This is a genomic window from Paludibacter propionicigenes WB4 (assembly GCF_000183135.1).
GTDB classification, from domain to species: domain Bacteria; phylum Bacteroidota; class Bacteroidia; order Bacteroidales; family Paludibacteraceae; genus Paludibacter; species Paludibacter propionicigenes.
The window spans coordinates 3,399,978-3,414,406 of record NC_014734.1 but is presented as its reverse complement, the minus strand read 5'-3'; the positions used below and the strand labels follow the sequence as shown (position 1 = coordinate 3,414,406).

General features: G+C 35.9%; 13 protein-coding genes. 3 read left to right on the top strand and 10 right to left on the bottom strand.

Annotated features, from left to right (window positions below; all coding sequences use genetic code 11):
- Positions 1-942: a tRNA epoxyqueuosine(34) reductase QueG gene (queG, locus tag PALPR_RS14205; RefSeq protein ID WP_013446352.1), complete on the top strand. Its 942-nt coding sequence runs from the start codon at positions 1-3 to the stop codon at positions 940-942.
- Between the two features lie 6 nt (positions 943-948).
- Here the strand turns inward: queG and PALPR_RS14200 are convergent, their stop codons facing one another.
- The 3 genes from PALPR_RS14200 to PALPR_RS14190 form a co-directional block, all read right to left on the bottom strand.
- Entirely contained in the window at positions 949-2,322 is a 1,374-nt protein-coding gene (locus PALPR_RS14200; protein WP_013446351.1) for a hypothetical protein, read from the bottom strand.
- 40 nt (positions 2,323-2,362) lie between these two features.
- Complete coding sequence (locus PALPR_RS14195) at positions 2,363-2,575, bottom strand: helix-turn-helix domain-containing protein (protein ID WP_013446350.1); 213 nt, start codon at positions 2,573-2,575, stop codon at positions 2,363-2,365.
- 67 nt (positions 2,576-2,642) lie between these two features.
- Positions 2,643-3,299 carry a DUF2975 domain-containing protein gene (locus tag PALPR_RS14190; RefSeq protein ID WP_013446349.1) on the bottom strand — a complete coding sequence of 219 codons (657 nt, stop codon included), beginning with the start codon at positions 3,297-3,299 and terminating at the stop codon, positions 2,643-2,645.
- Positions 3,300-3,694: 395 nt separating this feature from the next.
- On the opposite strand from PALPR_RS14190, the gene PALPR_RS14185 reads away from it, so the two are divergent.
- Positions 3,695-5,086 (top strand): type III PLP-dependent enzyme domain-containing protein, encoded by a 1,392-nt coding sequence (locus PALPR_RS14185; RefSeq protein WP_013446348.1) that lies wholly within the window; start codon positions 3,695-3,697, stop codon positions 5,084-5,086.
- Between the two features lie 60 nt (positions 5,087-5,146).
- On the opposite strand, the gene PALPR_RS14180 is transcribed toward PALPR_RS14185, so the two are convergent.
- The 6 genes from PALPR_RS14180 to PALPR_RS14155 all read right to left on the bottom strand — a co-directional run bounded on the left by PALPR_RS14180 (position 5,147) and on the right by PALPR_RS14155 (position 12,824).
- Entirely contained in the window at positions 5,147-6,316 is a 1,170-nt protein-coding gene (locus tag PALPR_RS14180) for a 1-acyl-sn-glycerol-3-phosphate acyltransferase (RefSeq protein ID WP_013446347.1), read from the bottom strand.
- 52 nt (positions 6,317-6,368) lie between these two features.
- On the bottom strand, positions 6,369-7,178 hold the full coding sequence (locus tag PALPR_RS14175) for a phosphatidate cytidylyltransferase (protein WP_013446346.1): 810 nt from the start codon (positions 7,176-7,178) through the stop codon (positions 6,369-6,371).
- A gap of 39 nt (positions 7,179-7,217) precedes the next feature.
- The gene (locus tag PALPR_RS14170) at positions 7,218-8,102 is read right to left on the bottom strand and encodes an OmpA family protein (protein WP_013446345.1); all 885 of its coding nucleotides are present in this window, start codon (positions 8,100-8,102) and stop codon (positions 7,218-7,220) included.
- A gap of 203 nt (positions 8,103-8,305) precedes the next feature.
- The gene (gene ftsH, locus PALPR_RS14165; RefSeq protein WP_013446344.1) at positions 8,306-10,444 is read right to left on the bottom strand and encodes an ATP-dependent zinc metalloprotease FtsH; all 2,139 of its coding nucleotides are present in this window, start codon (positions 10,442-10,444) and stop codon (positions 8,306-8,308) included.
- Positions 10,445-10,532: 88 nt separating this feature from the next.
- Positions 10,533-10,892 carry a ribosome silencing factor gene (gene rsfS, locus PALPR_RS14160; protein ID WP_013446343.1) on the bottom strand — a complete coding sequence of 120 codons (360 nt, stop codon included), beginning with the start codon at positions 10,890-10,892 and terminating at the stop codon, positions 10,533-10,535.
- A 228-nt stretch (positions 10,893-11,120) separates the two neighbouring features.
- Positions 11,121-12,824 carry a tetratricopeptide repeat protein gene (locus tag PALPR_RS14155; RefSeq protein ID WP_013446342.1) on the bottom strand — a complete coding sequence of 568 codons (1,704 nt, stop codon included), beginning with the start codon at positions 12,822-12,824 and terminating at the stop codon, positions 11,121-11,123.
- A gap of 195 nt (positions 12,825-13,019) precedes the next feature.
- Between PALPR_RS14155 and PALPR_RS14150 the strand changes: the two genes are divergently transcribed.
- Complete coding sequence (locus tag PALPR_RS14150) at positions 13,020-14,039, top strand: radical SAM/SPASM domain-containing protein (protein WP_013446341.1); 1,020 nt, start codon at positions 13,020-13,022, stop codon at positions 14,037-14,039.
- A gap of 30 nt (positions 14,040-14,069) precedes the next feature.
- Here the strand turns inward: PALPR_RS14150 and PALPR_RS14145 are convergent, their stop codons facing one another.
- The gene (locus tag PALPR_RS14145; RefSeq protein ID WP_013446340.1) at positions 14,070-14,429 is read right to left on the bottom strand and encodes an arsenate reductase family protein; all 360 of its coding nucleotides are present in this window, start codon (positions 14,427-14,429) and stop codon (positions 14,070-14,072) included.

Here is a 14,429-nt window from a genome sequence, read left to right as displayed (position 1 = left end):
ATGAGCTTTATTAAGCAGACAGCGTTATCTATTGGTTTTGATGCTTGTGGAATAGCTAAGGCAGAAAGGCTTGATGAAGATGCCATGTTTCTAAGAAGCTGGCTTGACGAAGGTAAAAACGGTGATATGCATTACCTTGAGCGCAACTTTGAGAAGCGTGTTGATCCTAGAGAACTTGTCCCGGGTTGCAAGTCAATTGTGGTCGTATTGATGAATTATTTTCCTCAGGAAAAACAAAACCCTCAAGCACCTAAAATTGCCAAGTATGCATACTCTGAAACAGATTATCATCTGATAATTAAGTCCAAACTTAAACTGTTTGAACAAAAAATCATTGACTTTTATGGGGTAGATTGCATCTCAACCGGCAATCAGCATATTTTTGTTGATTCGGCACCGGTACTGGAACGCCGTTGGGCTGAACGCGCCGGACTTGGTTGGATAGGCAAACACACTCAACTAATACATCCCGGATTGGGTTCCTATGTCTTTATCGGATTAATAATGCTCAATATAGAGCTTGAGTATGACACACCAATAAAAAATCGCTGCGGCTCCTGTACACGTTGTATGGATACCTGCCCTACACAGGCTTTAAAAAACTCTACAATCGACGCCAACCGATGCATTTCTTACCTTACCATCGAAAGCAAAAATGAAATACCTGAAGTATTTCATGATAAACTTTCATCGTGCTCATACGGATGTGATATATGTGCCGACATTTGTCCCTGGAATAAAAAGTGGGCTAAACCCAACGAACACGTCGAACTTAGCCCAAACAAAAAGATGCTTCAGTGGGATTATGAAACTTGGTTGAATCTCTCTGAAGCCAATTTCAACGAAACATTTCGTAATTCTGCTATGAAACGTGCCGGATTTCAAAAATTAAAACAATCCGTAAAAATTGTCGCAGCCATCGAAAATAAGAAACAGCAATAGTTTTACTTACAGCATTACTTTAGTCACCTGACTTCCAACCTTCACTAACAAAACACCGTGTGCAGAAACAGCAATTTTATTTACTCCGTCCGACGTCAGTTTCTGCAGAATTTTCTGACCCATCGAATTATAAATCTGAAGGACATCATTTTCATTAGCAGTAAAAACTATCTGTCCATCAACTACTGACACATTAAGTGGTTTCAACACTTCATCTAGCTCAGTATTTACCTCGGCCACTCCATTTATTACTCTGCTCACATCCATAGCTCCACTGCTACTTATCAACAAAGTAGCTGTATGATTTCCTACAGCCTTGGGCTGGTAAGTTATAGTCAATATTGTATTTGCAATAGACTTATCAGAGGCTAAAGGAAGTGAATAATGAGAGAGTGTGAACTGATTTGCATCAGCTCCGGTTAGTGCCAGGCTTAAATCCTGATTTAAATTTACGGCACTTACGTTTAGCGTCTGAACATTTGATTTACCTACAACAGCATTCATCGCGATGTTAGACATGTCCATAATCCTCATCACAGGTATCGGAGTTATACTTCCTGAACAAATAACCGATTGAGTTGAGGCATCTATCGAAGACACTGCTATTGCTTCGCTATAGGTATTTAATGCCAAGCCGGCTTTGAGCCTTACATAAACAGTGGTGCTACTTACTGCACCATCTGTCGGCGTTAAAACAATCGGATTTGTTGCTTGAAACTGACTTCCGGAAGATGTCGATATTTCATAATTCGCAGAAGGAGTTACAGAAATATTATGAGTAAATTTAGTACCACTAATTACAAAGCTTTGCTCAGAAGATGGACCTTTATCAAAAATATACGTAAAACTATTCAAGGATTTTGGCGAAACAGACAACAATGAACCTGCCGATAGATTGATAGCCCCTATGTAAATATTCCCATTTGTTTTGGTATTATAAACCCATTTTACATAACGGGTTGTTGGTAGTAGACCTGTAAATGTTTCAGTAATAATAGCACCACTTGTCAGCGCGGTTCCGGTTGTAGAATTATAGGCTTGAACCGTGGTGTAAGTAACTCCGTCGGCAGATTCCTGCAGCAGAAATTCACCAGGAAATCGAGCAGCAGCAGTTGCCTGAATCCACTTAATCTTAAACGATAGGACACCCGGAGTTCCCGAAAAATTTAAAATCACCGAACTGCCGGTACTTCCAAGTCTCATTTTGGGTGATGATGTAGCATCGGCAGCTAGACTAGTAGCTGTTAATCCTGGAATTGTTACTCCAGGATTTCCGCCATCATAACTAAATGGTAAACTTGCTTGTGCATAAGCTAAAGAAGTTCCGAACACAAAGAATGAAAAAATACAGAAACATTTTAGTGAGTAGAGTTTTTTCATATGCTAGCAATAATTTATTGAAATACATGGGGGACAATTCCTATTTCGCTTCACTTTGATATTCTAAAATATCCGACGGTTGACAATCAAGCACCTTGCATATAGATTCGAGCGTACTAAAGCGAATTGCCTTAGCTTTACCCGTCTTTAATATCGACAAATTAGCTGGGGTAATATCCACTTTCTCCGATAACTCATTTAAAGATATCTTTCTACGAGCCATCATTACATCCAAATTTACTATTATCGGCATAATTTCTTGTTAATACTAAATTATTCTACGTTTTTCTCTGATTAAAAAATATACAAACCAAACTCAATCAGATAGTCATATCCTGCTCTTCCTTAATTTCAATACTAATTCTCAATATTTCATTCATTATCAGAATCACAACTCCCATTATTATCGGATAAAATTCAACTACATTAGCATACGAAAAATTATAATTACTCAAGTCTATCATTAATTCCGCCAACAGAATATTTACAATTTTTAATAATGAGTCAAATAGGCCTATAGTCAACAATATAAGTCCTATTCTATTTATTCTTTTTAAGTTACGCCTATCAAAAACCTCAGATTTTTGTAATGATCTCAATATTTTCACAAGCAGAAATGGAACCCAAATACCCAGAGTAAGAACTATCAAGGTAAGAACAGAAATAAAAGACTTGAGAATAAGCCATGTAGTTGTTTTATCAGGTAAAGATTTAGTCATTATTGTAACATTATGCGGACGAATCAACACTCCTTCTTTGGTATTCAGATTAATTTCAGATTCATCAAAGTAAGCATAATCTTTCGGAGTAACATCGATCAAAAGATAATTGTCAATCTGTTCTTTGTGTTCAAATTGGTATTTTGCAGCAGTATAACCGGTTTTTACTCCTTCCCAGAAAGGCAAAACAACACTCTGATAAAGGCTGGCAAAAAAAACAGCCAACAAGACAATACATAAAAATTTAATCCGTTTCATTTCTTCCCGAGTAAAGGTTCAAAAAAAATTATAGACAAAGATATGACATATTTATTTGAATATCAAAATTAATTTGTTGTTTTTCGATAAACAAACTCCAATAAATACAGAATAACTACAGCAAAAAACAATTATGTAAGAATAAATCCCAAAAAAGAACATCCAATGGTAATTGTGTCATACATGTAACAACAATATAATTAGTTGGAAAAAGAAAGTCAGATAAGTTCCATTTTTAGAAAATAGATCACATAACTTATTGAAAAGAAGAAATAAATAATTACTTTTGCAAGCTTTTTCATCAATGTGAGCAAATCTAAGTAAGTTACATTGACAAATAAAGCCCAATCCAACTTATTTACATACTCTTAATAATTTACATCACAAAAGAGAAAATGAAAAATAAATACATTGATCTTATTGAGCAAAGTTTTGAATTTCCAAATGAAGAATTCAATATTGTTGAAAACGAATTGGAATGGTGCGGAGTACCACTAATGGACATTATCAAACAGTATGGAACTCCCTTGCGTATATCGTATCTCCCTAAAATAGCGCAAAATATACAAAAAGCCAGAAGAATGTTCAACGTAGCAATGGCTAAGGTTGACTACAATGGCGACTACAATTATTGCTATTGCACTAAGAGTTCTCACTTCTCATTTGTAATGGAAGAGGTCTTAAAGCATGGTGTACACCTAGAAACATCATCTGCATTCGACATAAATATAATGGAATCATTATACGAACAGGACTTACTTAAAACAGACACTTTTGTGATATGTAATGGATTTAAACGACCTCAATACGTTGAAAACATTCAAAACCTTATGCGTCTTGGATTCACAAATGTCATCCCTATACTTGACAATAAATTTGAATTGGACCTATTCCTAAAAGACTTTGATATCAAATTCAATGTAGGTATTCGAATTGCAGCCGAAGAAGAACCTAAGTTTGACTTCTATACATCACGACTTGGTATTCGTTACAACGATATTATTCCATACTACACTAAGCACATTGCCAACAATCCGCAGGTTGAACTTAAGATGCTTCACTTCTTTATTAACACCGGAGTAAAGGACACTGCATATTATTGGAACGAATTAAACAAAGCCGTAAACCTATATTGTGAGCTTAAAAAGAAATGTCCTCAGTTAGACAGCTTAAATATTGGTGGGGGATTCCCAATTCAAACACATCTGGATATGGTTTACGATTACGAATATATGGCAGAGGAGATTGTAGCTCAGATCAAAACTATTTGTACGCAAAACGGAGTTCCTGAACCTCATATCTTTACTGAGTTTGGATCATACACTGTAGGTGAAAGTGGTGCTATGCTATATTCTATTGTCAACCAGAAAAAACAAAACGACAGGGAGCTATGGAATATGATCGATAGCTCTTTTATGACTACCCTTCCAGACACCTGGGCTATAAACCAGCGATATGTGTTTTTAGCGATAAACAACTGGGATTCGGAGTATGAGCGTGTAAACCTCGGGGGACTAACCTGTGATAGCGAAGATTTCTATAACGCAGAAGTCCATTCTAATGCAGTCTTTCTTCCAAAAATGCACGAGGACAGAGAACAATATATCGGCTTCTTTCATACAGGCGCTTATCAGGAATCTCTGAGCGGATTTGGTGGTATTCAACACTGCCTCATTCCTGCTCCTAAGCTGGTCATTATTGACCAGGATGAAGATGGCGAATACTTTACGAAATTATTTGCTAAAGAACAGAGCTACAAGTCAATGCTAAAAATTCTGGGATACTAATCAATAAAAAAACTCACTCCAAAATAAGGAGTGAGTTTTTTATAACTACTAGTTGTATTGTCATTCGCCCTCTTCAAAATATGTCGTACTCGTACTTAATTTGTTGATAAGTGGGTTAGCATACATCTCAAGCAACTTCTTCATCAAGAAATTCTCATCTTTATCCGCTAGGTCTATTTTGGCAATTTGCAAAGACAAATACTTCTCAAAATTAAGCTTATCGATAGTGGAATATTCACTTGAAAAATGCTTTGTATTTTTCAATAAATCGTAAGCTATTTTATTATTGGCAAAGACAGTATAGTTTGAATGTATCCGTTTGTCAATCAGTTCAGCAACAAGAGATATCTGCTCATTCCTATTATTAGATTCCAAAGCAATCATATTTAGGTCTTTTTCAATATCTCCCGTAATTTCATAAACCACCTTACCTTTGTACCCCATAACACCAGTCTGCATATTGATCAGATCATCCTTTGGGTCTTTTTTATAGCATGATTCATCACGTTTCTGCTGCATTTCTTTTGCTTTCAAAAAGTCGCACGGGTCATATTCATATGAAATACTTATAGGGCAAATATTCAATCTGCTTAAATTTTCTATAAAGCTACCATCTCCATTCATATTGAACATTTTCAATAAACTTTCCTGAGTTCTGTCATTTGCATCCTTCGCTCTACCTTCGCGTTGAGCTATCCATATCGACTGATTCTTATCAATAATTGTATGAGCTATATACGCAGATAGTCTTTGTGAACTTTCTAAAATCTGTCTGGCACTTAGCCCTCTTTTTACTATAAAACTCTTATTAACACGTACCAAATCTTCAATCCACGGATAAATCAATAAATTATCACCGATGGCAATCTCTACAGTATCCATATTCTTTTCGATAAATTTACCACACAAGAATGCAGAATCAAGAATAATATCCCTGTGGTTAGAAATATAAAGATAAGATTTAGTAGTATCTATTTTATTTATACCGTTCAAATCAATCCCTTTAGTCATATTAGCCTCCAAGTACTGCAGAAAAGGATAAACCATTTCCTTTTGAAAAGCATAATTGGATTCATAGATCAATAAGCGTTGCTTAATCAATTCCTTAGGCAAAAGCGGGTAAATCGTACTCAACACTTTCATGAATTGTTTTTCTTCAATTAAGCGTTCCAATACAACATGCACTTCTTCGTTGTTATAACAACGAATCTCTTCAAAATTAAATTCCATAATTTTCTTTGATTATACGAATTGATATTTTCAATTAAGCCCTATCAACTGGCTAAAACAACAAACTCAAATAAATAAATATAACCGGTGCAGCCAAAAGCATGCTATCAAATCTGTCCAGCAATCCGCCGTGCCCGGGTATTAAATCGCCTGAATCTTTCACTCCCACCGTGCGCTTCTGCAAGGATTCTATCAAATCTCCAAAAGTTCCGAAAACAACGATTATTTCAGAGAAAATGAGCCAGTGAACGAGTTGGATTTCCGGAATGAGCAACGAAAACACATATCCTGAAAGCAGCGCAAATAATCCTCCTCCAATGAAGCCTTCCCACGATTTTTTTGGGGAAATTCGCTCAAAAAGCCGATGTTTTCCAATAGTTACGCCGGTGAGATATGCACCTGTATCATTCACCCAAATAGTTACAAAAACGGACAACAGAACAAGCGGCTGCCAATCATTAATAAAAAGAATAAAATTGAGAAGCGAGAACGGCAAAGCGATAAAAATCTGACCAAGAATAAAATAAGCCCAATTATGTATCGGATTAGTTTGCTTTCTGTACAATTCCAATATCAAAACAAAGACAACGTAAATGCCATAAATTGAGAATGAAGAATATCGCCAAATACAGGAAGCATATACAAATGAAGATGCAAATAACAAGATTCCGCCAACGAAGGCTGCAATTAAATTTACACTTACACCCTGTTGCTTATTCGTCAACAGGTGGAACTCACGTACGGCCCAACCACATATCAAAGCAAAAAACACAGCAAAAGAGTATTTACTGATTAAAATAGAACCAACAATCAACGTCACAAATAAAAAGCCGCTCAAAGTTCGTTTTACAAAATTATTCATACGTATTACAAGGAATTAAAAATACTTTCTGTTTTATTGTTAGTTTGTTTTGAGCAGTTTCATAATCTCATCAAGCTTAGGAGAAAGAATAATCTCGGTTCTTCTGTTACTTGCTCTACCTTCCGGCGTAGCATTTGATGCTCTTGGCGAGAATTCTCCTTTTCCTGAGGCAGTCAACCGGGTTGGAGCAATCCGATATTCATTTGTCAGAATTCGAACAATAGAAATAGCTCTGGCAACACTTAGATCCCAGTTATCCTGATATAGCGCAGTTTTGATAGGGATATTATCTGTGTGCCCTTCGACCAATATATCAATTTCGGCATTCTTATTGAGAACATCTGCCAGAACCTTTATTGCATCAATTCCTTTTGATTCGATAGCAGCACTTCCCGATTTAAACAGCAGCTTATCTGACATAGAAACATAAACTTTTCCATTTTTTATTTCTACAGAAAGCTCATCGGATTTAAATCCTAGAAGGGCATCGCGCAAAACGTTGTTCAATCTTTTGGTAATTGAATCCTGCCGAGCCACTACTTTTTTCAGATCATTTAAAGCATTTTCTCTTTCTTGCAGTAGCTTTTCTTTCGCAGCAAGTTCAGCAGATTTTTGCTTCAAAGAATTGCTGAATTGTTGATTTTGAGAAAGATTTTTATCCATTAATTCCCCATTCTGTTTCTCCAGTTTAACAATGCTAGCTTTTAAATTTGAAGTATCTCTCTTCAACCCGAGGATTTCACTTTCACGCGAAGATAAAGTAGTGCAAAGAGAGTCACGCTCTTTTACAACAGCAAGGACTGATTTTGGGAGAAACAATTTCTTAGCTGGTTTCGGATCTCCACACTTATAAATAGGGCTACAAGATATCATGCCCATCGAAATTGCGATTATTGCAATAACTAATCTGAAGTATTTTTTCATAAGAGTACTTTTAATAATAGTTACAAAGATAACAAAACTTTGTTCTTTGTATTGAAAAACGACTATTTCTTTTAGCATACAAAACAACGAATATAAAAATGTAGCATTTAAGTTCTGAGTCAATTACCGTAGTTATTTCCCAGACAAAAATAAACCGCCCTAAAAGAGCGGTTTATTATGATTTCAGCATGGAGAATGAAAATTTATTCAGCTACTTGATCAGCATTTTCTTCAGAAGTTTTCTCGGTCAATTCAGGAGTTTCAGGATTAGTATCTTCTAATGAATCTACATTTCCATTCTGAGCCATCAACTCGTCATTTCTCGAAGTCCAAGGGCGTTTTCCAAATATTTTCTCTAAGTCTTCAGCAAAAATAACCTCTTTTTCTATCAACAGTTCTGCCAGTTTATTATGACCTTCAGCATTATCCAACAATATCTTCTTTGCACGTTCGTATTCTACTGCTACAATATTCTTAGCTTCGGAGTCTATCAATTCTGCCGTCTTTTCGCTATATGGTTTTGTAAAACCATAATCCGAGTTACCCGTTGAATCATAATAGCTCATATTAGCAAGCTTATCACTCATCCCGAAATAAGCCACCATCGAATAGGCGCGCTTAGTTACACGCTCCAAATCATTTATAGCGCCTGTCGACATTTGATGTAAAAACACTTCTTCAGCAGCACGACCACCCAATGTAGAGCACATCTCATCCAGCATGTGTTCGCGGTTTGTCAACTGACGTTCTTCAGGCAAATACCATGCAGCGCCCAAGGCTTCACCACGAGGCACTATAGTTACTTTTACCAACGGATTGGCATGTTCAGTCATCCAACTGATAGTAGCATGGCCAGCCTCGTGATAAGCAATTGATTTCTTCTCTGCATTCGTTGTAATCTTAGTTTTCTTTTCCAGTCCGCCAACGATACGGTCAACTGCATCAAGAAAATCCTGTTTCTCTACAAATGACTTATTCTTACGAGCAGCAATCAAAGCAGCTTCGTTACAAACATTAGCTATATCAGCACCCGAGAATCCCGGAGTTTGACGAGAAAGGAAGTTTACATCTACAGTTTCATTAATTTTTATCGGACGAAGATGAACATTGAAGATTTGTTTACGCTCGTGAACATCCGGCAAATCAACATGAATCTGACGATCAAAACGTCCGGCACGAAGAAGAGCCTTATCAAGAATGTCTGCACGGTTAGTTGCAGCCAGAATAATAACACCGCTGTTTGAACCGAAACCATCCATCTCTGTAAGCAACTGATTCAATGTATTTTCACGTTCATCATTACTTCCCATATTCGGGTTTTTTCCGCGGGCACGTCCCACAGCATCAATTTCGTCAATAAATATAATACATGGAGCTTTTTCTTTAGCCTGACGGAATAAATCACGAACACGAGAAGCTCCCACACCCACAAACATTTCAACAAAATCTGATCCCGACATTGAAAAGAAAGGTACATCCGCCTCACCAGCCACAGCTTTAGCCAATAAAGTTTTACCGGTTCCCGGAGGGCCTACCAGCAAAGCTCCTTTCGGAATTTTTCCGCCAAGCTCTGTATATTTTAATGGATTTTTCAAAAACGAGACTATTTCCTCTATTTCTTGTTTTGCCTCAGCCAGCCCTGCAACGTCTTTGAAAGTTACTTTATTGGTTGTGTCACCTTTGTCAAAAAGCTGAGCTTTCGACTTTCCTACATTAAAGATACCACCAGAGCCACCACCCATTTGACCTGACATACGTCGATTAATGAACATAAAGAAAAACACAAGTAATAATATCGGCAAAATACTATAAAGGAATAAGTTGACATAATCACGGCTATCTTTATAAGTCACATCGACACTTACACCCGATTTTTCTTTAGCAATTCTTACCATAGTGGCAAATTCTTCAGCAGGACCAGTCACCGTAAGCAGGCGATCTTTTGAATAAGTCTCGTAGTCCTTACCGTAAACCAATTTCAGCATCTGAGTATCTTTTCTCTTCAAGGAGTCTTTCAGAGCAGTGGCATTAAATGCAAAAGATTTATAACCAGCACCGAATGTTCTTTTCAGAAAATTTGTATCTACGGCTACTTTAGTATAATCAATTAATTGTGCTTCTACTTCATTTTTCGAACTATACACATCAATCTTTTTTACCATACCCGCTTTTACATATCCTTCGAAAGTGGACATGCTGATGTTTTGTGGAGGAGTATTTCCTTTAATAAAATACGATCCCACAAGCAGTAATATTATTGTTCCATAAATCCACGAAAAGCTGAATTTGGGGAATTTGTTCGTCGGTTTTATTGGCTTTTGATTCGGAGCTTTATTTTCCATTATTTTATTCTGTTTTCTTGTTATTTAGTTATAGATAAAACAAAAAACTTGTACATTGGTTTTGATTAAATTCAATAAAATTTAAACATTAAAGAACATCCTCCAATTTTTTCAAATCAGCATCTGACCATAAATGCTCAATATCATAGAATGCTCTGGTAGGACGTTGAAAAACATGAACTATAATTTGTCCGTAATCCATTGCAATCCACTCACTATTCTCGAATCCATCTATAGCAAAGGGCTTTACATTTATCTGTTCACGCACCCAGTCTTTTATTGAATGAGCTATTGCATTGACTTGAGTATTCGAATCACCTTCACATATTACAAAATAACAGCAGGGTGCTTCCTGCAGTTTTGTGAGATTAACTATTACTATATTTTTTCCTTTGCGTTCTTGTATTCCTTCAACAATCTTATTTACAATTTGTTCGTTTTCAATCATTCTGTTATCAAATTACTATATTTACGAAAATGGTTACAAATATACGGTTAAATGCCCGAAAATGAAAATGTTGTTGAGTTGATTATCTTATAATGTTCATTAAATGTATCAAAAAATCCACATTAAATTATAACTGATACATTTTATCCGATTTGAACATAGATAAAACAAAAAAAATCCGATGCAATTTTTTGCATCGGATTTCTTCATATTTAATTGCTGTCGAACTTACTTCAATATAGAAAGGAAAGTTTCGTCAGTAGCAAATTTAGAAAACTCAATATCTTTAGCAGCTTTCAATGCATAAGAGCTATCAAGTTTCACAGCATTTTTAAGATTGCTATAAACTGCATCACGATCGTTAGTGCGGGCACCAATTACAGCACCTAAGTAAGCTGTAGTTGCATTTGGTTTAGCCACAGCAGACAACGTATTACGAGCAGCACTATAATCAGCATTCAATATCTGTAACAAAGCAGCATTATTTGAAGCTACTGATCCATAATATGTTTTAGCTTTTGCATAGTCACCCTTGATAGTATAGATAGTACCCAAGCCCTGGCTGATGTTACCAGAAGTTCCGGCTGCTTTACCAAATGATTCTTCAGCAGCAGTCAAATCACCTTTAGCTAAAGAAGTAAGAGCAGAGTTATAATTTACATCAGCTGATTTAGAATCAAGTGCTAATGCTTTTGCAAAGTAACGAGAAGCATCTTCAACATTACCTTGTTGATATTTAACTACACCCAAATTATTGAAACCGCGAGCATCTGTAGGATAAACTTCAGTCACTTTTTGATAAATAGCAGCTTTTGCAGCTAAGTCGTTAGTAAGAGTTGCTGCATAAAGCAATTCATCTACAGAAAGTTTTGAAGGATCTTCAGAAGCCAATTTAGTAATTTCAGCATCAGATTTACCTGTTACATCTACAGTCAAATTCAAACGAGAACGACGTAATTTAGGAAGAATTTCTTCTGCAATAGATTTAAATGCAACTGAAAGGTTTTTAATTTCACGTTCGCGTTGTTCAGGATCTGTGTACATTGTCAAAACGCGTAAAATTACCTGTTTGTCCTGAATGTTAGATTTTTCCAACAATGCTTGGAAACCAGCCCAGTCTTCAGCTGTGAATTTAGAGTCAATTTTCACGCTGGCTTTCAACTTCTTCAATTCTTTGTTCAAGAATTCAGCAGTAACAGCTTCACGTTTTTCAGCAAGATTAGTATTCAATTTCATGCCACCATCAGGAGAAGCATAACCAGAGATTTCAAAAGCAGATACTTTTTGGTTTTGAGAATCGGAAACTTCTTTAATTTTTTTAGTCAACGCAACTACATCTGCAGAACTGGTTTCAGTCTTACGAAGTTTTGATTGTTGAATCAAGAACATAATGTCTGCTTCCTGCATTTGTTGAATAACACGTTGGAATTTGTCGGCAATAATCACCGGAGTTAATTCAGATGCTTTTGTAGAAACTAATTGAGAAGTAGCAACAACTCCGTCTGCAACTTTTACACTTGGAATTTGATAGGTTTTCTTCTTTGTAACCACATTAAATTCAAGATACAGTTCAGATTTAGCCATTTCTGGAACATAATTGAAAGAAGCTTTCAAAGTATAAGTTCCACCTAATTTGTAAGAAATAGTTTGATTATTTCCAACAACTTTTTCACCTTGAAAAGTAACCGGTGTTCCTTTAACTTCCTTGCCTTCGAATTTCAAGACTGGAGTTACAGTAACTGTTGCTTTTTTTGTAAAATACTTAACTGGAAAAGTTCCGGTAACTGTAGCATCAACTTTACCACCTTTTACCTCAAGCGGGTTAGGATTACATTTAAACAAGCTAGGATCTAAAGCGGTCATGTCTTTAGTACATGAGCTAAAGAATAACGCAAGCACCATCGAAACCGCGAAAAATAATTGCTTTCTCATAAATTTGAATTTTTGTTGTAAGTTATTTAATTTCTATTTTAGACATTTTGGCTACAAATATACAATCTTTCAGCGGAATTGCATTACTTTGCAGGGTATTTTGACATTTTTTGTTAAGCAGGACACGTATTATTAATAAGAAGCTCCAAAATTATTGAAAATCAAACATTTTTTGAATAACAAAGTATAATTATAATGTTTCAAACTGCAAATAAAGTAAAAAGATTTTCAAATCTTTTCAGATATTTATCAGCTGACAAAATTATTAATTGGGTAAAATTACAAATTTCATATCGTTTGTCATTCTTTGGATGGCAACGATTACGAAACCTGTCACCCAGTTTCATTTCGGTTGAGGCTTCAAACTACTGTAACCTTCACTGTCCGGAATGCCCAGTTGGAATTCAGAAAAAGCAAAAGTCGGATAAAACCACCTTTGATATTGATCTTTACAAAAAACTGGTAGATGAGCTAAAACCTACTCTCCAACACATAATTCTCTATTTTCAGGGAGAACCTTTCCTGCATCGTCAACTTAACGAGTTAATAAACTACGCACATGAAGCACGAATTTATACGAGCACATCAACGAATGCTCAATTTATAAACGAAGAAACAGCTAAAAAAATTGTCCTGTCAGGTTTGGATAAACTTATTATTTCGTTGGATGGGGTTACACAAGAAGCATACCAAAGTTACCGTGTTGGCGGAGATTTACAAAAAACACTTCGTGGAATTGAAGAACTTGTAAAATGGAAAAAGCTTTTGAAGTCGGCAACTCCTTTGTTGGAAATTCAATTTTTGGTATTAAAAACTAATGAACATCAAATTAAAGAGGTAAAAAAACTAGGCAAAAAACTAGGAGTAGACAGAGTAAGGCTCAAAAGTGCACAATTATATGATTTTGAGAATGGTAACACTTTAATGACAAGCAAAAACAAACACTCCCGCTATAAAAAAAACAAGGTTGGAAAATACGAAATAAAAGGCAATCAACCCAATCGCTGCTGGAGGCTCTGGAACGGAGCAGTAGTCAACACAAAAGGGGATATTTTGCCTTGCTGTTTTGATAAAGAATCTGAATATTCATTCGGTAACATCCGCACAGCTGAATCATTTCATAGTTGTTGGCATAATGAAAAAGCTTCCGATTTCAGAGGAAAAATCCTCCAAAACCGAAAGCAATTCGAAATATGCAGAAACTGTACATCGTAACAGACAACTGCATCACGACGAAGTACAGACTTATTTAGCAAACAATTGTTTCCATTCCTCTTCTTTAAAGCCAACTAAAACAGTATTTTCAACAAGCAAGATCGGACGTTTTACCATCATTCCATTACCGGAAAGTATATCAATAAGTTCATCTTCTGATAAAGTCTTCACTTTATCTTTCATATTGAACTCTTTATAAAGCAATCCACTCGTATTAAAGAATTTAGCAACAGGCAATTCACTCTTTGCAATCCAAGATTTCAATTCATCCTTATTAGGGTTTTCTTCTTTGATGGGGCGATAAACATACTCAATTTCGTTTGTTTTCAACCACTTTTCGGCTTTCTGACAAGTCCCACACTTAGGATAACAAAGTACTATAGGTTTCAT